The sequence below is a fragment of the Acaryochloris sp. 'Moss Beach' genome (assembly GCF_021497025.1).
Taxonomy (GTDB): Bacteria; Cyanobacteriota; Cyanobacteriia; order Thermosynechococcales; family Thermosynechococcaceae; genus Acaryochloris; species Acaryochloris marina_A.
Genome location: NZ_CP071720.1, coordinates 44,153 through 61,253, shown reverse-complemented (window position 1 = coordinate 61,253; position 17,101 = coordinate 44,153). Strand labels below are relative to the sequence as shown.

13 protein-coding genes and 1 pseudogene are annotated in these 17,101 nt (G+C 42.7%); 4 read left to right on the top strand and 10 right to left on the bottom strand.

Annotation, left to right across the window (positions count from 1 at the left end):
• Positions 1-123: 123 nt before the first annotated feature.
• From HRE53_RS30060 to HRE53_RS30030, 7 genes are all read right to left on the bottom strand, one after another.
• Complete coding sequence (locus tag HRE53_RS30060; RefSeq protein ID WP_212666850.1) at positions 124-1,650, bottom strand: family 16 glycosylhydrolase; 1,527 nt, start codon at positions 1,648-1,650, stop codon at positions 124-126.
• Positions 1,651-2,700: 1,050 nt separating this feature from the next.
• Positions 2,701-3,354 (bottom strand): prepilin-type N-terminal cleavage/methylation domain-containing protein, encoded by a 654-nt coding sequence (locus tag HRE53_RS30055; protein ID WP_235112192.1) that lies wholly within the window; start codon positions 3,352-3,354, stop codon positions 2,701-2,703.
• Positions 3,351-3,872: a Tfp pilus assembly protein FimT/FimU gene (locus tag HRE53_RS30050; RefSeq protein ID WP_235112191.1), complete on the bottom strand. Its 522-nt coding sequence runs from the start codon at positions 3,870-3,872 to the stop codon at positions 3,351-3,353. The genes HRE53_RS30055 and HRE53_RS30050 overlap by 4 nt, the downstream gene beginning before the upstream one ends.
• On the bottom strand, positions 3,850-4,587 hold the full coding sequence (locus HRE53_RS30045; RefSeq protein ID WP_235112190.1) for a prepilin-type N-terminal cleavage/methylation domain-containing protein: 738 nt from the start codon (positions 4,585-4,587) through the stop codon (positions 3,850-3,852). The genes HRE53_RS30050 and HRE53_RS30045 overlap by 23 nt, the downstream gene beginning before the upstream one ends.
• A gap of 65 nt (positions 4,588-4,652) precedes the next feature.
• Positions 4,653-6,002: a hypothetical protein gene (locus HRE53_RS30040; RefSeq protein ID WP_235112189.1), complete on the bottom strand. Its 1,350-nt coding sequence runs from the start codon at positions 6,000-6,002 to the stop codon at positions 4,653-4,655.
• Positions 6,003-7,444: 1,442 nt separating this feature from the next.
• Entirely contained in the window at positions 7,445-8,257 is an 813-nt protein-coding gene (locus HRE53_RS30035) for a prepilin-type N-terminal cleavage/methylation domain-containing protein (protein ID WP_235112188.1), read from the bottom strand.
• Between the two features lie 139 nt (positions 8,258-8,396).
• Positions 8,397-9,860, bottom strand: a complete 1,464-nt coding sequence (locus tag HRE53_RS30030) for a hypothetical protein (protein WP_235112187.1) — start codon at positions 9,858-9,860, stop codon at positions 8,397-8,399.
• Positions 9,861-10,247: 387 nt separating this feature from the next.
• Here HRE53_RS30030 and HRE53_RS35420 point away from each other — a divergent pair, with 387 nt between their 5' ends.
• The gene (locus HRE53_RS35420) at positions 10,248-10,511 is read left to right on the top strand and encodes an amidase domain-containing protein (RefSeq protein WP_396133512.1); all 264 of its coding nucleotides are present in this window, start codon (positions 10,248-10,250) and stop codon (positions 10,509-10,511) included.
• Positions 10,512-10,763: 252 nt separating this feature from the next.
• On the top strand, positions 10,764-11,120 hold the full coding sequence (locus HRE53_RS30025; RefSeq protein WP_235112186.1) for a hypothetical protein: 357 nt from the start codon (positions 10,764-10,766) through the stop codon (positions 11,118-11,120).
• Positions 11,121-11,612: 492 nt separating this feature from the next.
• Here the strand turns inward: HRE53_RS30025 and HRE53_RS30020 are convergent, their stop codons facing one another.
• Together HRE53_RS30020 and HRE53_RS30015 are read right to left on the bottom strand one after the other, a co-directional pair.
• Entirely contained in the window at positions 11,613-12,788 is a 1,176-nt protein-coding gene (locus tag HRE53_RS30020; protein WP_235112185.1) for a HigA family addiction module antitoxin, read from the bottom strand.
• A 26-nt stretch (positions 12,789-12,814) separates the two neighbouring features.
• On the bottom strand, positions 12,815-13,114 hold the full coding sequence (locus HRE53_RS30015) for a type II toxin-antitoxin system RelE/ParE family toxin (RefSeq protein WP_235112183.1): 300 nt from the start codon (positions 13,112-13,114) through the stop codon (positions 12,815-12,817).
• A gap of 715 nt (positions 13,115-13,829) precedes the next feature.
• Between HRE53_RS30015 and HRE53_RS30010 the strand changes: the two genes are divergently transcribed.
• Positions 13,830-16,139: a PAS domain S-box protein gene (locus tag HRE53_RS30010; protein ID WP_235112179.1), complete on the top strand. Its 2,310-nt coding sequence runs from the start codon at positions 13,830-13,832 to the stop codon at positions 16,137-16,139.
• A 27-nt stretch (positions 16,140-16,166) separates the two neighbouring features.
• Here the strand turns inward: HRE53_RS30010 and HRE53_RS30005 are convergent, their stop codons facing one another.
• Positions 16,167-16,445 carry a hypothetical protein gene (locus HRE53_RS30005; RefSeq protein ID WP_235112177.1) on the bottom strand — a complete coding sequence of 93 codons (279 nt, stop codon included), beginning with the start codon at positions 16,443-16,445 and terminating at the stop codon, positions 16,167-16,169.
• A 164-nt stretch (positions 16,446-16,609) separates the two neighbouring features.
• Here HRE53_RS30005 and HRE53_RS30000 point away from each other — a divergent pair.
• Positions 16,610-17,073 (top strand): annotated as a pseudogene (locus tag HRE53_RS30000) (hypothetical protein).
• Positions 17,074-17,101 lie beyond the last annotated feature (28 nt).

The following is a 17,101-nucleotide window of genomic DNA, read 5'->3' as shown; positions in this document are numbered from 1 at the left end:
GTTTGAATCTAGTCGGGGTAAATTCCCCGTAAAAGAGTCCATGACTTGTTCCTCAATTCTCGATCCCCTCAAAGCCCAAAAATCTGTTTTCGAGACTTTGGGCCTTTTTTGACTACTTAGTGATTAGACATAGCTCACATAGGATGCATCTAGATTCAGGGATTCCACAGCTGTATTTTCAACAATGGCAATTAGATCATTGCCACGATAGATACCAGCACCAGAGACGTCACCTTCAGAGGCTGCTCCTAAGCTGTATTTGTTGGCATTGCCGCTTAGCTGAATCATATCGTCAGCCGCATTGAAGTCCGTTAAAACAGCAAATCCATCATAAACAGGAGAGTCATACGCAGAGCCACTGGCATCTCCTAAGACAAACAGATCATTGCCGATTCCACCCGTGAAGGTGTCATACCCTTCTAAATCAATCAGGGTATCGTTACCTGTACCACCCACTAGGCGGTTAGAACCCGTTCCACCGATGAGGGTATCATCTCCCCCACGACCTTCTAGGAATCCTTCACCGACACGGGAAAGGGTGTCATCAGCGGAACCACCCGTCAAACCACTCGCAGCAGAGGTTGAATCTTGGTAAACCCGGATATTGTCAATATCAAAGCTGCTGGGAAACTCGGTAGTATCATCAGGAGATCCGGGCCAGTTGCCACCTACGGCTAAGTTCGCCAACATATACATGGGTTGGTCAGGAACGTTCTCAGTCGTATTGAAGACTTCCATGCCATCGATAAACCAAGTCAATTCACCGGGTTGCCAGTCCACTGCAAAGGTGTGCATGCCATCCGCAAAGTCAATGCCACTAAACCAGCTACCTTCCATGCCGTGATTACCGGGCTGACTGGGATCTTGATAATGAACAGTGGTGTAGGCTGTGCTGGTGTCGTCGCCCAAGATTTCCATGATGTCAATTTCGGGGGGCCACTCACCAGATTCGGGCAGCATCCAGAAGGCTGGCCATAGTCCTTGCCCCGTAGGAGATTGGCCACTGATTTCAAAGTAACCATAGGTGAAAGACATGCTGTCATGGCCGGAAATCATGCCTGAGGTATAGTCAAAGGTTTTACCAGAGTCAAACCAGGTCTCTCCTTCGACGGTTTCTTCTTTAGCAACGATGGACATTACACCGTCATTGAATTCGAAGTTACCGCCGTCGGTGTAATATTGCAGTTCGTTATTGAAGGAGTTGGTGCGGCTGCCGTAGTAGTACTCGGTGTCCCACTTGGTGCGATCTAGCTCTGTACCATTGAATTCATCATTAAAGACCATGCTCCAGTTGGCTTTAGAGTCAGGATGAATCCCAGTGTCGAGATCATCATCAACGGTGACACCATCCCCAAAGTTCTTTTCCCACCCTTGGCCTTTGATGCTGTGGCCTCGCTGCCAGTTTTCAGGTTTGGGCTTGTCTAGTCCAGGAGGAGTGAAGCCATTCCCTAAGCCTAAGCCCTTCCCTTTTCCAGGGAATAGTGTTGTTGGTGTGGAATTAGAGGTATCGATGCCTGTATTGCTAGGTGAGGAAACGGGATTAGAGGTCAAACCCAAGTTTCCTTGGTTTGAGGTGAGGTCTAAAGCATCGGGTTGTCCCATGCCCAGTTTAGATTGACCTTTGTTTCCTTTAGTTGTGGACTTAGGCATGATGGCACTCCTGTGTGTAAACGAAATTTATGAATGGTGAAGTCAGTCACTATCAATTAGAGTGGCTGGCTTCTCCCTGAAAGTTGATGCTTTGGGCAAGAAGCCAAAAGGATTGCCAAATTTATATCAAGAGCTTTTTGAGAGCTATCGCAGTGATGATTGATTTAGAATTCATGCTCTAGCGGAGAGCACGTAATATCTGATGTAATTCATCTAGGCAGTGTGGCAAAAAATTGATTTGTTTTTGACTCGAACTTAAATACAGACTAATCGTTGTAGCTACCTTGAATGTCAAGGAACTTCTTAATAAGAAAAACTTATGTCTTCTTCTGATCTCTCAAGATTCTTTTCACGACAATATTTCAAGATTTTAATAATTTCAAGATTTCATTTAGTGTCAGATATCGCGAGATCTAAGAATATCTTTTTTAGGTATATATTAGCTTCGCGATCAACTCTCTATTTCTTCCTAGATTTACTTTTTTTTCATATAGGAGGCCAGCTCCTCGATATATGACATCTCGGAGTCTTAACCCTTAAAACATCTAAAAACGACAGCCTACATAAAATCTAATAGACTGTGGAATTATCTATCCATAAGTCATCCAAGGATTTTTAGAGCATGACAACTTAACTAAATTAGTCAGGTAAATTTGATGCTAACTTTGATATTAATCTCAAATATTTAAAAAAAATCTCAATGTTATAAACATTGAGATCGATCCAGGTATAGGAAACTTATATATAATCTGATAAATATTATTTTACTTAAATTAGTTTCAAGCTCTTAATGCTGTACATGTATAGATGTATTTTTGTGCAGCTAATTAAGATTAAAAATTTTGAGTTTATTAATAAAAAATTTGTCATGCAAAATTCAAGATAATTCACAATATATGGCTAGTCAATATTTTGTATCTAGCTTATAAATCTATTATGGAATATGGATGTTTAATATGATGTCTTCGCAAAAGAAATTTGTGTATAAGAAATGTACAACAAGTATTCTTTAAACTACATCCCCCTGCCCCATCTAAGTTATGGAGTCGGTTATATCTCATTGCTTCTAAGTGTCACTGTACTTTCCGCAAGTTCGGTGGTCCCATTGGGTAAATCGCCTAAGAGACATAATTTGACGGATCGATTGGTCGGCGTTAGAGGAGCAGGCGATACTTCAAACCCTGATGTCCCTGAACCAGAACATCCTGGAGAGGCATTAGACACTCGATCTACTAATGGATTGCCTGCGGTATTAGAGACTGTTGCTCGGTAAATCACCTGTGGTCCTTGCCAGTCAGATCCAGAAGAAGTATCAAATGTGTAGTAAGCAACTATGGTGTCATCCGGCTTTGTGAGGTATAGAATCGCACTATAGTCGGTAGGGACCGTCCAACCTGACGGTGCCGTAGTAGACACTGCCTTAGCCTCTCTGATGTCATCAGCAATAAAGTCTATGGCACGATTCAATTTAGTATGCTGATCCACCTCAGCCTCTGATTGGCGATGGCTTTGCAAAATTGAAATTAACCCTGACCCTGCAAAGATTAGGAATATGCTGGTCACCACCATGCCGACCAGTAGCTCAACCAAAGTAAACCCTTGATTATTAGTATTCTTCAACGTATTAGAGACCTGATGGATTCTCTTGTCTTGGGCAGAAAACGGTATATGGGTAGTCACAATTTCTGAGATTGTAGAAATCATAATGTAGAGGTTTTGCAGTTGCTGGCCAATGTTGTAGTGGAGGAGCCCATATATTTCCCCACTCGGATCAATCCAATTCCAGGGGCAATCACCAGACACTTTGAGAGAGTATTTGCCTCATTGGTGATAGACAAAACTATGGTTTGTTCTGCGGTTAATGAAGAAGGTATTCGCCCCTTGAAGTCAAAGCTGAGAGGGGTAGCTAGTGAATGTCTGAGTTGGATCCCTTCTAGGGTTCGATTACCATTGCGCAAACAGTCTGCGGGGGAACTACTCAAAACAGCACTACTTCCCGTTGGTAGATTAATGGTGCAAGTCTTACTGAGACGGATAGCTTGGTCTTGACCTTCGATTAGAGTCCCTTCCAGCTCCGCTAAACCAACTTCTAGCTTTCGGGTATTCACCCAATTCAGGAAGCTGGGTGCTGCAATCGCTCCTAAGATACCCATGACTACCAAGACAATGACGATTTCGAGCTGGGTAAACCCTTGTTCACTATGGACAGGCAAAGAACGCATTAGGTACCACTTCAGAATTAGCTTGGGCTACGGTCTCCAGATTGTCATCCGTGACGTTATAGGTAACTTCTAAGATTTGATAGGGTTCTGCTGGCCGGACTGAGGTAGTCCTCTGCAGGGTGAATTCTTGGCCTAAGATAGTTTTTTGCCCGGATTTAGGCGTGCTACTGTTGTCTGTTTCTGATTTGACTGCTGGTAGCGATTCATCAAGATAGGCAGCAAACCCTCCTGTAGCTAAATGAGATCGACATCTCGCCAATACGAGAGCTGTAGAGTCCGCTTTTTGGTTATATACCAAAGGATTGAGCAAAGTGACTTCTAAATAATTCGTGCTGGTGATGGGGTCTGTTTGAATCTGAAGATTGGTAATAACGTTACTGTTAGTCTCTGTACCAATAACAATAGAATCTCCTGGCCTAAATCCTAGTTGAGTAACCTTGATCGTTGTATCCCCTGGAAGAGCATCAGCATAGAGTAATGCTGATGTGAGGGGGACTTGACCTACATCACTGGCTACAGCTTTAACATCCTCTAAGTCTTGCTGAATCCAGTTATTAGCTGCAGTCAACTGTTTGGCACGCATCTTGAACTTCGTTGAGAGAACCAAACCCTGCATGGCGGTCCCAATAAATAAGGCCAAAACCAGCATGGAGACAGCAACTTCAACTAAGGTAAAGCCTTTTTCATGAGATTTTCTGAGTGCTCTTATGATCACGGGAGGCTTCCTGGCTGTAAGGCTAAGTGAGGAGAATTCTACGAATAGACAAATTGGTTCGCTGATTAAGGAGTGGCTTCTAAGCGAGTCCAACTAGTTGCTGCAGACGTTTTATGGGACGCTGAAGTAACCACAACACCAGAATCTGTTAACAGCTGCTTCATGTTATTGGGCACTGTAATTTCAGCAGTGTTGGAGCTTGAGCCATCCCACTCTCTGACCCAAATAGCACCCCGTATATCAGGATTGCTGCTACCACCATTTATTCCCATACGGGCATCTGGGGCATGAATAAAAACATTGGTGGCTGTTGCCCCACCGTTGAAGGTGAAATTCTGATCAGAGAAGCTATCACCATCATCGACATTGCCATAAATACGGAATCGCTCTGGGCTACCTAGACCACTTCCATAGGTGCCGCAATTATTGGCAGAGCCTGAACAGGTATGGGCCAAAGTGGCTTGGCCACTCATATCAATATCGCCCGTAATGTAGAAGTAGATGGGTGCTGAGGTGGTATCAATGGTCACCTGATCACTGCCACTCAGAGTAATGTCACTGACTTCATAGTGATAAGCACCATCAGCACCTACAGTGTCTCCAGTCCGAGGAAAGCTGGTAGCACCACTAATCGAGACATTGATCGCACCTGGGGGAATTGTGGGAACAGGAGGCCATGTCACATCACGAACGTAAATTTGCCCCTGGACTACACCATTGTTGAAAGCATCAATGGCATCGCGTAAACCATTATTTGTCGGTTGACCATTGACACATTCACTCACAGGCACCGCACAATTTATCGTATCTGTGCAAATTACATTTCCTGAAATTGCACCCAAGACATCATTATTCCCTAAGGTGATATTTTGAGCCATTAATCCTGGAAAGCTAGCTAGGGAAGAAGATTGAGAGATATTCATCGTCTGCTGAATTCGCGATACAGCAGAAGAATTTGGGGGATGGCCCTTGACAATTACTGTGCCAGTTTCATCTCCTGAATTTGATATTCCATCTGGATCACTGTAGCGATAAGCTTCAACGGTATAGGTGTTGGTTGATGCAGTGGTCGGGATCTTGCCAGTCAAAAGGTTATTCACCCCTGTGAAACAAGGAGGCGGCTTTGCTAGAGACGACCATTCATCAGGACTACCCGCCCCTAAGAGGCTATTCGGGTCATAGTCTAATTTCAGCAGCATGTGATAGTTGTGATTTAGGAATCCGAGAGTTCGGGAGAGTCCTCCTTCAGCAACAGTGGCACTAGCGGTCGTTTGTTTTTGAGAAATAGCAGAGACTTGATCATCCCTAGACTTAATGCTTAAAGTCAGGGCTACTAGCACCATGATTAACCCAAAACCGATGGCAATTGGCAGAGCAAACCCCTCATCGGCGGCCTTTCTTCTGGATTTCAACATGCTTGATAAAAAAGAGGTCAATTAGAACTGTCTATGCAGATTCACCCAACCAAACTTAGATAAGTTTGATCAGGTCATCAACGTTAAAGTTTAGATAATGAATGAAGTCTACTTTGACGCTGATAGAGCGATAGATGTTGACAAGCCAGGGTGAAGAGATAAATTCACTCTTGTTTAAAAAAATATTGATATTTATAGTGAGCGAATTTAAGTCAAAAAATTACGCATTCACGATTTATTTTTTTTAAAATGCTTAATTCAAATTGGTTATCTAATAATATTCATTTTGTGTATATTTTCAATTATACGAACTTGAGCATTGTCTTCCTTCAGTAATTTTACACAGATTAACAACATGGAACTACGCTTGTCCTAGTTGAAATTACTGATGTAAATAGATATTGGAAGTGATACTTACTTATATTTTGCTGAGCTAAATCAGGTAGAATATTTATTCTATCTGGTCTCTTATCATTATAAGAACTCTATTTTTTTGCATTTAGAAAGAGTAGGATCATCAGATTAAACCTATATACTGTATGTACTCCTGGGCAGTATAGATAATTCACATCATCTATACTGCCCAAAGTTCTTCGAGTTTTAAGTTAGAGATATTTGGTCGATCCAGAAGCCTTTTGTTGAAGCGAATGAAGATGACCTGATTGCACCAAGCTTTAGCAGATAAAAACCTCAATGCTTTACACATTGAGGCTACACACATGGTATGAGAACGTTCTTATTATAGCGGCCAGGGCTATAATCTTTTCTAACTTAACTTAGTGTGATTAGATCGAAATGCGTATCAACACTGATTTATAGTGAAGAGAAGTACTTGCGGTTTCCGTACAAGGATTAATGAATATTTAGTGTCTATCTATAAGATGCAGAATAGAATTTTTATGGGAATAAAATTTGTATCTAGCAATTCTCATTTATCTAATGTGAGTCGTTAGATTATAAGAGATTGAACATTTTTCTGAGTTGCTGGTTGATATAGACTCAGATTCTAATCAGCCAAAGTTTTTGGGCTCAGTTGGCCAGAGTCACTGTCTGAGTAAAGCAAACTTTTTTGTTCTCCGAACTGGAGTTCAAGACTATTCTGGTGGCGATGGTGTAGCAAAGCTGTTCCTCAGCCCTAATTTCGGATAGATATAGCGGGTTAGAGAGGTTGAGTCCTGACTGCCTGACACATCTCTGAAAGCCTTTTCTTCGTAAGGGTTTGCACTGTAAGAATAGCAACGCTGCCCCTAAGGCAAGAGAGTTGGTAATACGTTTAGGTTGCGTTTGACGTGTGAACAATGCCAAAAGCTAGCCTTATACACCCTGCTATTCAGCATCCAAAAGCTACGTATCTAAAGGCTTTGAGGTACTTATGTCAGGCAGTCAGGGTTGAGTCTTTTCGAAACAAGAACTGATTCAAGCCATATCTACCCAATCGCTCATTACTGATCTTCCCAGTTCTTAGCGGTACAACGACCTGCATCAGTAATGGCAGTAGGTTGAATATCGCCTTTATAAGTGCCAATACGGGTTAGGCCCAAAGTGTTAGAAATAGCGATGCAGTGCTTCTTCCCGTTGGCACTGCTAGGATCAAAGAAGATGATTTTGCCACTGGGGTCAGCTGGACTTGCTTCAGCGCTAATGATGGCAAATTCTGGATTTCCTAAAACGCCATATTTAATGGGAATGAGCTGATCTTTACAAGTCCCAATTCCTAACCCCTTATCAGTATTCCCTTTGCATTTTTCAGCAATAACCTGGACCACCATACCTGCGTCAGCCCATTGGCCATCATTCTCACTTGCTGGTGCCATGGCAATCTGAGAAACGTTCTCTCCATCATTCAGGCCAAGAGAGGGGTGGACATCTGAACTAATCCACACGGGCTGACTTTCATCATCCTGGGCTGTGTTGGCAGTGGGATCAATCAAATTAGTCGCGATAGCCACATCAGTATCCAAACTACGATCGCTAACTTTGAGACAAGAACCAGAAATTTGCCCTGCATCGAAATTGAGGGTCAGGGTGCAGACTTTGTTGCCTTTGATCGCTTCTCGCTGCGTTTCATTCAAAGCAGCCTGAACTTTAGCCATGGTCTGTTTTACCTTGGCCCGATTCATCGCAGCTAAAATACTGGGAGCTGAAGCAGCAGCGGCAATGCCGATAATGGCAACAATCACCATTTTTTCAGTCAGGGTAAACCCCGCCTCTGAAGGCGAAGGTCTGAGTGTAATGAAGGGATGAAAACGGAACATAGCAAATCACAGCAGGAGAATGAAACAGAGGCCAAAAGGCGGACCTTAATCAGCGGGTCACCCATGAAAAGCAACGCCTCATCACCCATGAGAATTGCCAAAACTTGGACTAAAGAGAAATTGGTTTAAAGCATCTTCGTCATAGCCTCACCCGTTTCCACTGCAAAACCCCACCAAACCGATAGCGAGCAGGCCAGTCTATATGTTGCAATAGGTCGAGCAGGCTAGTGATATCTTCAGGAACTGAAATGCCAGAGTTTGTGCCTGATTTGGTCTCAGTGTCGTAGTTTTCTTCACTCCCCCCCAAGTATTCAACATTACGATGGCTGGCCTCATTTTTCGAGCTGAGAATGGCTTCCATCCATAAGACTCCTTCAAAATTAGTGTTTTGTCCTCCTGGACATCCTGGCCCGGTGGTCAGTAACCTTAATTCGTCAAAAGGAAACCACAAAAATGCATTTTGAATACAGGTTTGGTCACGGAGGGTAACCCGGTCATTTTGTCTGGCAATTATTCGTAGATCACCCACGCGCGGCGGTTGCCCATCAGATCGGACATTGATTATTTTGGCTGTCTCTCGAAGTGTGATCCCATGTTCATGCACACCCGCATTGGTAATCTCGATTTGGACAGGCCCATGGGTCGTATCAACGGCCAATACTTCAGTCCCATCAAGATCGATTTGATCGACGGTAAAGTACGTGCGATTTTTTCCAGCAACGCCTGCAATAGTCGTACTGTCATCGATTGTCCCCAGATCTGTTCCGACCTCTCCCATCGGGATGTTTGGTCTAAGCGTACAGGCAAAAATTTTCCCTTGAACAGTATCTGCACTCACTCCATCCAGGGAGGATGACCAAATGGCATTTAAATAACTGCCCCGTTCAGCGTCTCCTGGCCCAGCACTCTCAGCAAGAGATGGATCTGCTGAAGATGAGGGGCGATAATAAATATTCCCTTTACTCCCTTGAAGTTCACGGCCCCTAAGAGCTAATACCCCAGTAGCATGAGTAGAATCAGGATTTCCAGTGGGTTCAATTAAAACCACACCTGGAAAATCAGCTAAGTCAGGTCTCACCGAGATCGTAATCAGAACCCCAGTCGTTTTCCCATCTTTACTGGCTTCAACAAAGAGGGTCCCTTTTTGCTCAAAGGGATTAAACCGATAGGCTCTGAGGGTATAAGTTCCTGTGTTCCCCATTGACCCCGTTGTTGCCAAGTTGGGGCTGCCCCACCCTTTTTGTTGATAGCAAGGTTGATGACTCGGGTCATAGCTAGTCCATTCATCAATGGCACTAGCTTCTTCGTCACCACTATTGAAATTGCCGTCAGGTCCCAGATAGGTCTTGCCCGTTTTGGGATTAATCGTATCGTAATTGCGATTCAGCAATACGGCGTTATTGGGAGCGGTTAATTGGGCCAAGGACCGGGCCATGCCTCCTTCAGCAACCGCTAAGCTGGCACCCGCTTCTTTACGGTTAAATGAAGAGATGCGATCGCTTTGAGCAACCATTATCGTGGATAAGCCCAAAATAACCATCACAAAGCCCAAACCCAGGGCCAGCGGCAACGCAAATCCCTGCTCCTGCCGTTCAGAATTCAAACGTCGGGAACAATAGATAACTAAGCAATAGAGCAGTTTTGACAATCGCTTCCTTTGAATGTTTGTGTCTGCTGTTAGTCTGCCCCTAGACAGCGGTTCCTTCAATGACTGGTGCGTTTAAGCCAAGCTTCTAAACAAAAAGCTAGCCATCTTGCGATGCCTGGAAAGAATGAATACTATTCAAGGTTATAGACTATGCAAAAAAACACTCTCTTAATCGTGGCTTTTGCCCATTGCCACTGGCGACAGGGAATACACTCAATTATTTGTCAGAGAAAAATATAAATGCGTTGAGGATTCCGTGATTGTAAGGAGAAGAAAAATATGTTCCCCGAATAAAGGCTATTTTTCGAGTTTGAGACAGATAATCCCACTCAACTTTCAGAAATCAGTGATCACCACTTAAGTGGATTTGTAAGCCATCCCACAATAGGGACAGAATCTGTAAATAGATCATCGTTACTCAACATTGGAGATATTGTCCAAGTTGGCTTTGGTAATGGAGAAGGGTTGTCTCATACGATGGTTGTAACGCGGAGAAGAGCAAGCGATGGAATGATGTATTTAACAGGTCATACTAATCCACGCTATTTGATGCCCATGATATCCAAGCTAAATATCCAAGCGCCAAATTTTATACTTGGAAGTTGACTGATACCTAGCATAACTTTTGTCAGTCAACCAGGGTCTATTAAGTTCTTTCAGAAGTCTATATAAGATTTTATTTGTCCATATTTACAGTAGATTTAGATTGTTCTTATAAAAAAATGACAAAGTTTTTTTGTTGGCTTTTTAAATAAATATGCAACACTCTTAAGGCTATAGATATATTATTTTGGGTCCAATAGAATATGCTCAAAAAATAAGAAAATATGTAAAATTAGTTTAATTATCTCTTCAGTATTGCTATCTTTAAACATCCAAGGCTGTAAAGATAGAATGAGTTTTTCAAATAACATTATTTATGAAGAAAACAAAAACTTGATAGATAATTCTGAGCTTAATACAACGCTAGAGAGTTATGTTGATAAATTCCATTCAGAGATCATTCGAATTAGCAACTATAATCCTGAGAGAGTGGATAAAATTTTTTGTGCACATCATACAGTTTATGTTGAAACTGCTGTAACTGAACCCAATTCGATTAAAGCTTATCTCAAGCTAATGTGCGCAGAGTCTGAAGGCAAAATAGAAGAAGGAATATCACTATCAAATTTCCGTACTCTTAATTCTAAAGTTATACTTCAAAAAATATCCTAAGGGAGAAAAGTTTAAAGTCATCACTCAAGAAACGCCCCGCGAGACTCCATTCTACTTAGAAGATTTACATCACATTTTCAACAATGAAGATATTCTTGATCGTCTACAAAATTTCAACCTTAAAAAGGAGGAAGATCGAAAAGTAGTCGCCATGAAGGCCATAGATTATCAAACCCAGCTTCAAGGCTGTCAGAATTTTAAAAAAAATAGAATCAGGGATCGTGTTTTTCTGATGGATTGGGTTCAGCACGGGAAATCGGCCTGACTTGACGAAATTCCCCACTGCTTAGGCAAGGATGCTTCAGATACAGGTTTGCTCTCCCCTGGTTTTTCCTTGCCGAACTCTATAAGACGGACCGTTGGGATGTCGGGAATTTGAGCACAACGCGACATAAATTGCACCACTGAATGAGCACTTGAGGATCACTATATTAGATCAGTGATTTTAATTCCAGATTTTTGACCAAAATCTGTATTACACTAAAACTTACACTAAAAAATGACTGTCTTAGGCTCGTCTCTAGAATTCTTTCCCCGATTGACTTTGGAGATTCCAGTGTTCGCTGGTGGTCCTGGCCGATCAATCCATAACTCAAGATACTGATCCACCTTTATCAAAAGCTTCCGAAGGTTCTGATAGGGAATGTCCCCTTCACTCTGAAGGCGACCCACAACAATCCCTGGATGTCGTTGTTGAATTCCGGCAAATGCCTGAACCTTCTTCGCGGAGAAGTAAGGTGAAGTTTGCTCTACAAAATGCTCTAATGCGACCGGATCAAGTAGCCAGTCAGCAGCTAACTGATTCGCTTCAGTCTCTTCCTGATTCACTGCCAGATTATCTAAATTATCTAAATAGCTACCCTTGTGCTGGGCAACAATGTGGCCTAATTCATGCAACAGCGTAAACCAAAAGCTATCGATGCGATTGTGGCGTAGTGTTAGGGCAACAACAGGCTTGTTCTCTAGATAGAACGCTGCACCATCAAGATAAGTTTTCTTCAAATGAGGCACAATTGCAAAATGAACACCAAGACTTAGAAGCTTTTTAGGAACAAGAGCTAGAGCCTCGGCCTCAGAAGTATAAGTCAAGATTTCTGGCAGGGCTGCTTTCAATTTTTTGGGTTCAAAAGTTGCCACCTCTTGCTGAGTGACAAGATTTTCAACTCGCTTAACCCATGCTATTTGAGCTTGTACTTCTGGATCACGGTCTTCGGACTGACGACAACTTACGGCGAGTTTCGGGGGTTCATCAATATCCTCAATTCCAAAAAATTGGCAAAGCTGTCTTTCGAGTTCGATCACTGAATCAGTTGCAACAATCCACCCCTGCTTAATCATCTCTGTAATAGGTGCGAGACTATAAAGATAGCTTTTACGGGCAATCTCGCTATCAAATGAAGGACCATTTGCATCTTTCTTCGCTACAAACAAACGATATTTAGCCTCTAAGTTGGTCCAAAGCTCAGCAGATGTTCCTAATGCCTCTGCTAACTCGATTGCAGTTTCTGGAGTGATTTGCTTATTCCCCTTTACGATTCCGCTAATCGTTTGAGCTGGTCGCCCCATGATTTCGGCTAAATCTTTTTGTGTCCATCCCCTAGCCTCCAATTCACGATGCAAAATACGCCCAGGCGGTGACACTCTTGCAGGTATCAATGTCTGGCTCATGCGTCTCCCTCTTAGTTCGTTTTAAGTTAGTGATAGTCTTCAATATCAATGATCAATAGAAAATTACCGTCTTCATCCTTCACTATTGAGACAATTAATCGCCATTGCTTGTTTAATCTAAGAGAACGTTCCCCCTTCTTGCCTCGTTGTCCTTTTAGTTTTTCAAAGTGAAAGCCCTTCAAGGAGTACAAATCGCGTTCATCTTTAGCAGCATCGATAGCACTCATTACCTCAAAGAAGTCATCTACAACGTTTGGATACTTATGGGCATTCTTTTCCTGGGTATAGAGTTCTTCTATCTTCTTCTTCTTGAATTTGAATCTCAAAGCGATGTCTCCCAGACCGCAGAGTTAAATTCTCAATCCATTTTATTAAAGCGAATTCAGCGATAGGGTGAATCACTGAATTCAGTATATCCTAAGATAGATGACTTGCCCCCCATATATAGATCTTTGCAAGGCGGCTTTAACCTTTAGATGTTTCCGTATGACTGAGAATAGAAGTTAAAGTCAAGGAAGATTTAGATTATACATAGATAAAAAATCAATTATAGACTTCTTGAAGATATATATAAATCTATCTATAATAGATTTGCTCACACCAATCACAACACATCTCTTACGTGAACTCCATTCAGCACACTTGTAGGTAAGTGTGCTTTTTTCATATCTAGACAATGATTGACTCAATAATTCTTGGAATCCTCGTAACAGAATATGACGTTCTCTAGTATTTCTACTAGTTCAGCATTCAAGGTTCTTTATCTGTTTGAACGCTCTTTGATCTAACGGATTCTTTTCAAAAGATCTATATCTGTATAACAAGTAAATTGCTCATATAACGGCTCACTGAAACTTATGATTTTTAGACTAAAAAAAGAAGAATTAACATAATAGCTTTGGAGTGAAGCGGATCATGTATGTAAAGATGCCATTATTCTTTATTAAGTGGCACTCATCCTATTTTTGCTGTAATTTTGTTCAAAGTGCTAATCCTAATTTCTGCTCCGTAGACGCTTACAAGAGACGAAGTTGAGATTATATGACAGAACAATTTGAGCCTTTCTCTCCCCAACTCACCCAGTCCTGGCAACAAACTATTCTTGATAATGCTGATTTCATTATTGTTTCAACGGATACCAATGGGGTCATTCAAACCCTCAATGCTGGAGCATTAAAAAAATTAGGTTATACCTCTACAGAAATCATTGGCAAAGCGATTCCTTCCCTCTTTCGTGACTCAGAAGAAATAGAACAACGGACAAAAGTACTCTCTCAGGAATTAGGTAACGTCATCGAACCAGGCATAGAAACTTTTTTGGCTAAGGCTCGATTAGGCATTACCGATGAGAATGTCTGGACCTTTATTCGCAAAGATCAGAGTCGGTTTCCCGTTTGTCTTTCCGTGACAGCGCTGTGGGATAACTCAGGCCAGTTGACGGGGTTTTTAGGAATTGGCAAAGATGTCACTGCTCAACAAGAAGCTAAGGCATCTCTAGTTAAAAGCGAAGCCCGATTCTCAGCCGCGTTCCAAGATGCTCCCATTGGTATGGCATTAATTTCCCCAGAGGGGCTGTGGATCAAAGTCAATGACGCCCTGGCTAATCTACTAGGATACGCCCCAGCAGAATTGATGGACCTTACCCTACCAGAGATTTTTCATCCAGGTGATAGAACTGTTGAAGAAGCTGAAAGACAGCGGCTGATCAACGGGATAATCGACAACTACTGCTTAGAAATTCGCTGTCTTCATCAACAAGGGCATGAGGTATGGGTTTTACTGAATGCATCTCAGGTTCAGAGTCAGCGGGGTGTCCCTCCAGACTGTATTGTTCAAGTCCAAGATATCCACAAACGTAAACAAGCTGAAGAAGCACTCCAGCGCCTCAACACCAATCTAGAACAACTTGTTGATGAGCGTACTAGCCAACTTAATGAAGCGATTGAAACGGCTGAAATAGCCAATCAAGCCAAAAGCCGATTTATCGCCAATATGAGCCATGAATTTCGTACCCCTCTCCACGGCATCATGGGCTTCAGTCAACTGCTGTTAAAAGATGATCAAATTACCTTAGATCAGCAATCTAGCCTTAATACCATTCATCGCAGTAGTGAACATTTACTCTCTCTAGTCAACGAAGTCATTACCCTCTCCAAGGTTGAAGCAGGAATGCTCACCTACGAGTCCAAGGATGTGAACCTTCACGACCTTTGTGAGGGAGTGCAAGACTTATTTTCCCTACAAGCTGTTTCCAAGAACATCCAGTTTCAAATTTACCTTGCCCCTGATATTCCTCAATATGTGAGAACTGACGCTCAAAAACTCAGGCAAATTCTCATCAACTTACTAGGAAATGCCCTCAAGTTTACGAAGCAAGGAAGTGTTGATTGCCAAGTGCAATGGCGATCCGCTAGCTCTGAAGCTTCGTCCCACCAATTAAGGTTTACTATCCAAGATACGGGACCAGGAATTCCTGAGCATTTGCTGCCTCAACTGTTTAACTCCTTTACCCAAGATCCATTGACTCGCGATAGCTTTGGAGGCATTGGATTAGGACTAACCCTTTGCCAAAGATTTATCCATCTACTGAAAGGAGACATTTCAATAGATAGTGTTGAAGGCAAAGGTACGACCGTCAGCTTTCATATTCCAGTTGAATTGGGTGAGCCTGTTCTAGAACTCTCTGTGTCCAAAAAGACCGCCGTAGGGCTGGCAGAAAATCAAATCCCCTATCGAATTCTGGTCGTAGAAGATTATTCTGATAACCGCGAGATTTTAGTCATGATGCTGGAAACGGTAGGGTTTGAAGTCAAAGAAGCAGAGAATGGCCAAGAGGCAGTGGACTTCAATCAAACTTGGCATCCTCATTTGATCTGGATGGATTTACAATTGCCTCTGCTCAATGGTCTAGAGGCGACGCGACTGATCAAAGCCCAGACCCAAAACCCACCCGTGATCATTGCCATCACAGCCCAAGCTCTTGAAGCTGATGAAGTGAAAGCGCTCAAAGCAGGGTGTGACGACTATCTACGCAAACCTTACAAAGCTACTCAAGTTTTTGACAAAATGGCTCAGCATTTGGATATTACTTATCGTTATGACACTCCCAGCCCTACTAGACCTGCAACAAATCCTATTCCCCTAACAATAAAGCAGTTAGACTCTATGCCACGCTCTTGGGTACAGCTACTGCACGAGGCTGCGATTAAGTTAGATGAAGATATGCTTGATCAGTTGATGAAAGACATTCCTCATGACCAACCTTCCCTAAAATCTTCATTGGAATATCTCATGACCACCTATCAATATGACGTGATCATGGAGGTGACCCAAGCGATTTTGAGAGAATGAATAATGCTTCAACCTACTGGTAGAGACTTAGTTCATTTGTGCCGTTATCCTGACTCTAGCCGCTCGTTCTTTTTGGAGATATTCATAAGGAAGGTTGAGCAGATACTTAGTGACTTCCTTTTCCTGATCAACAACCCGTGTCGCCGAAACTAAGTTATTGGTAATCAAACGCTGCAATGAAGCGAACACCGGATTAATCTTGCTGAAATTATGATCGGGCATCAACCAGGTCATCCGATCCACAATTTCTTGAGGGTTAAGAGGATAAAGACTCTCAAATAGGACCAATTGAAGGGTTGCTGACACCAGCTGCAATCAAGCACTTTTTGAAGCCTGAAATGGCACTAATACGTTGGAGGAAAATCAAAATTGCTCTATACATACAAAAAAGATGAAGAAATATTTAGCCGTAGAAAGCCTTTTCTGTAAAGATTCTAGCCTTCGTTGCATTTTGTGTCAGCAACCTTTCAATTGGGCCATCTGAGGCCAAGCGTGTTCATGGTCAGCAAGGGGATGGCTGCTGGCAGGACAATACTTGTGACAGCAAACGCTCTCACTTCCGAACCCGAAAAAAGAATAATGCCAAACGCAAAGGAAATTACGCTGACCAGAAGGCGAAAACATCACCAGCAGAAACGACTGAAACCTTCTCGATTCCCGTTCAAGCTCCACCTGTAGCATTGCTCTATCTGTTCAAGGAGAAGCCCAAGGACTCCCACCTCCATGCCCTAGCCATCAGTGTCTGGCAGGGGAGTGAGTGCATTGCATGGGAATGACCAATACCTAGGTCCGTCATTACCTAAATACTGTGCTGAAGGTTCTGTGCGATCGGTTTGGCATCACAGAGTTTGAACCACCGATTCGCATAGAGCCATCCGAATGTGAGATTCCGGAATGCCTATTGAAGGACAAGCGCCATGTTCAACCAGCTTGAGCTAGATTTGCTAGTGCTTTGGTCTCTG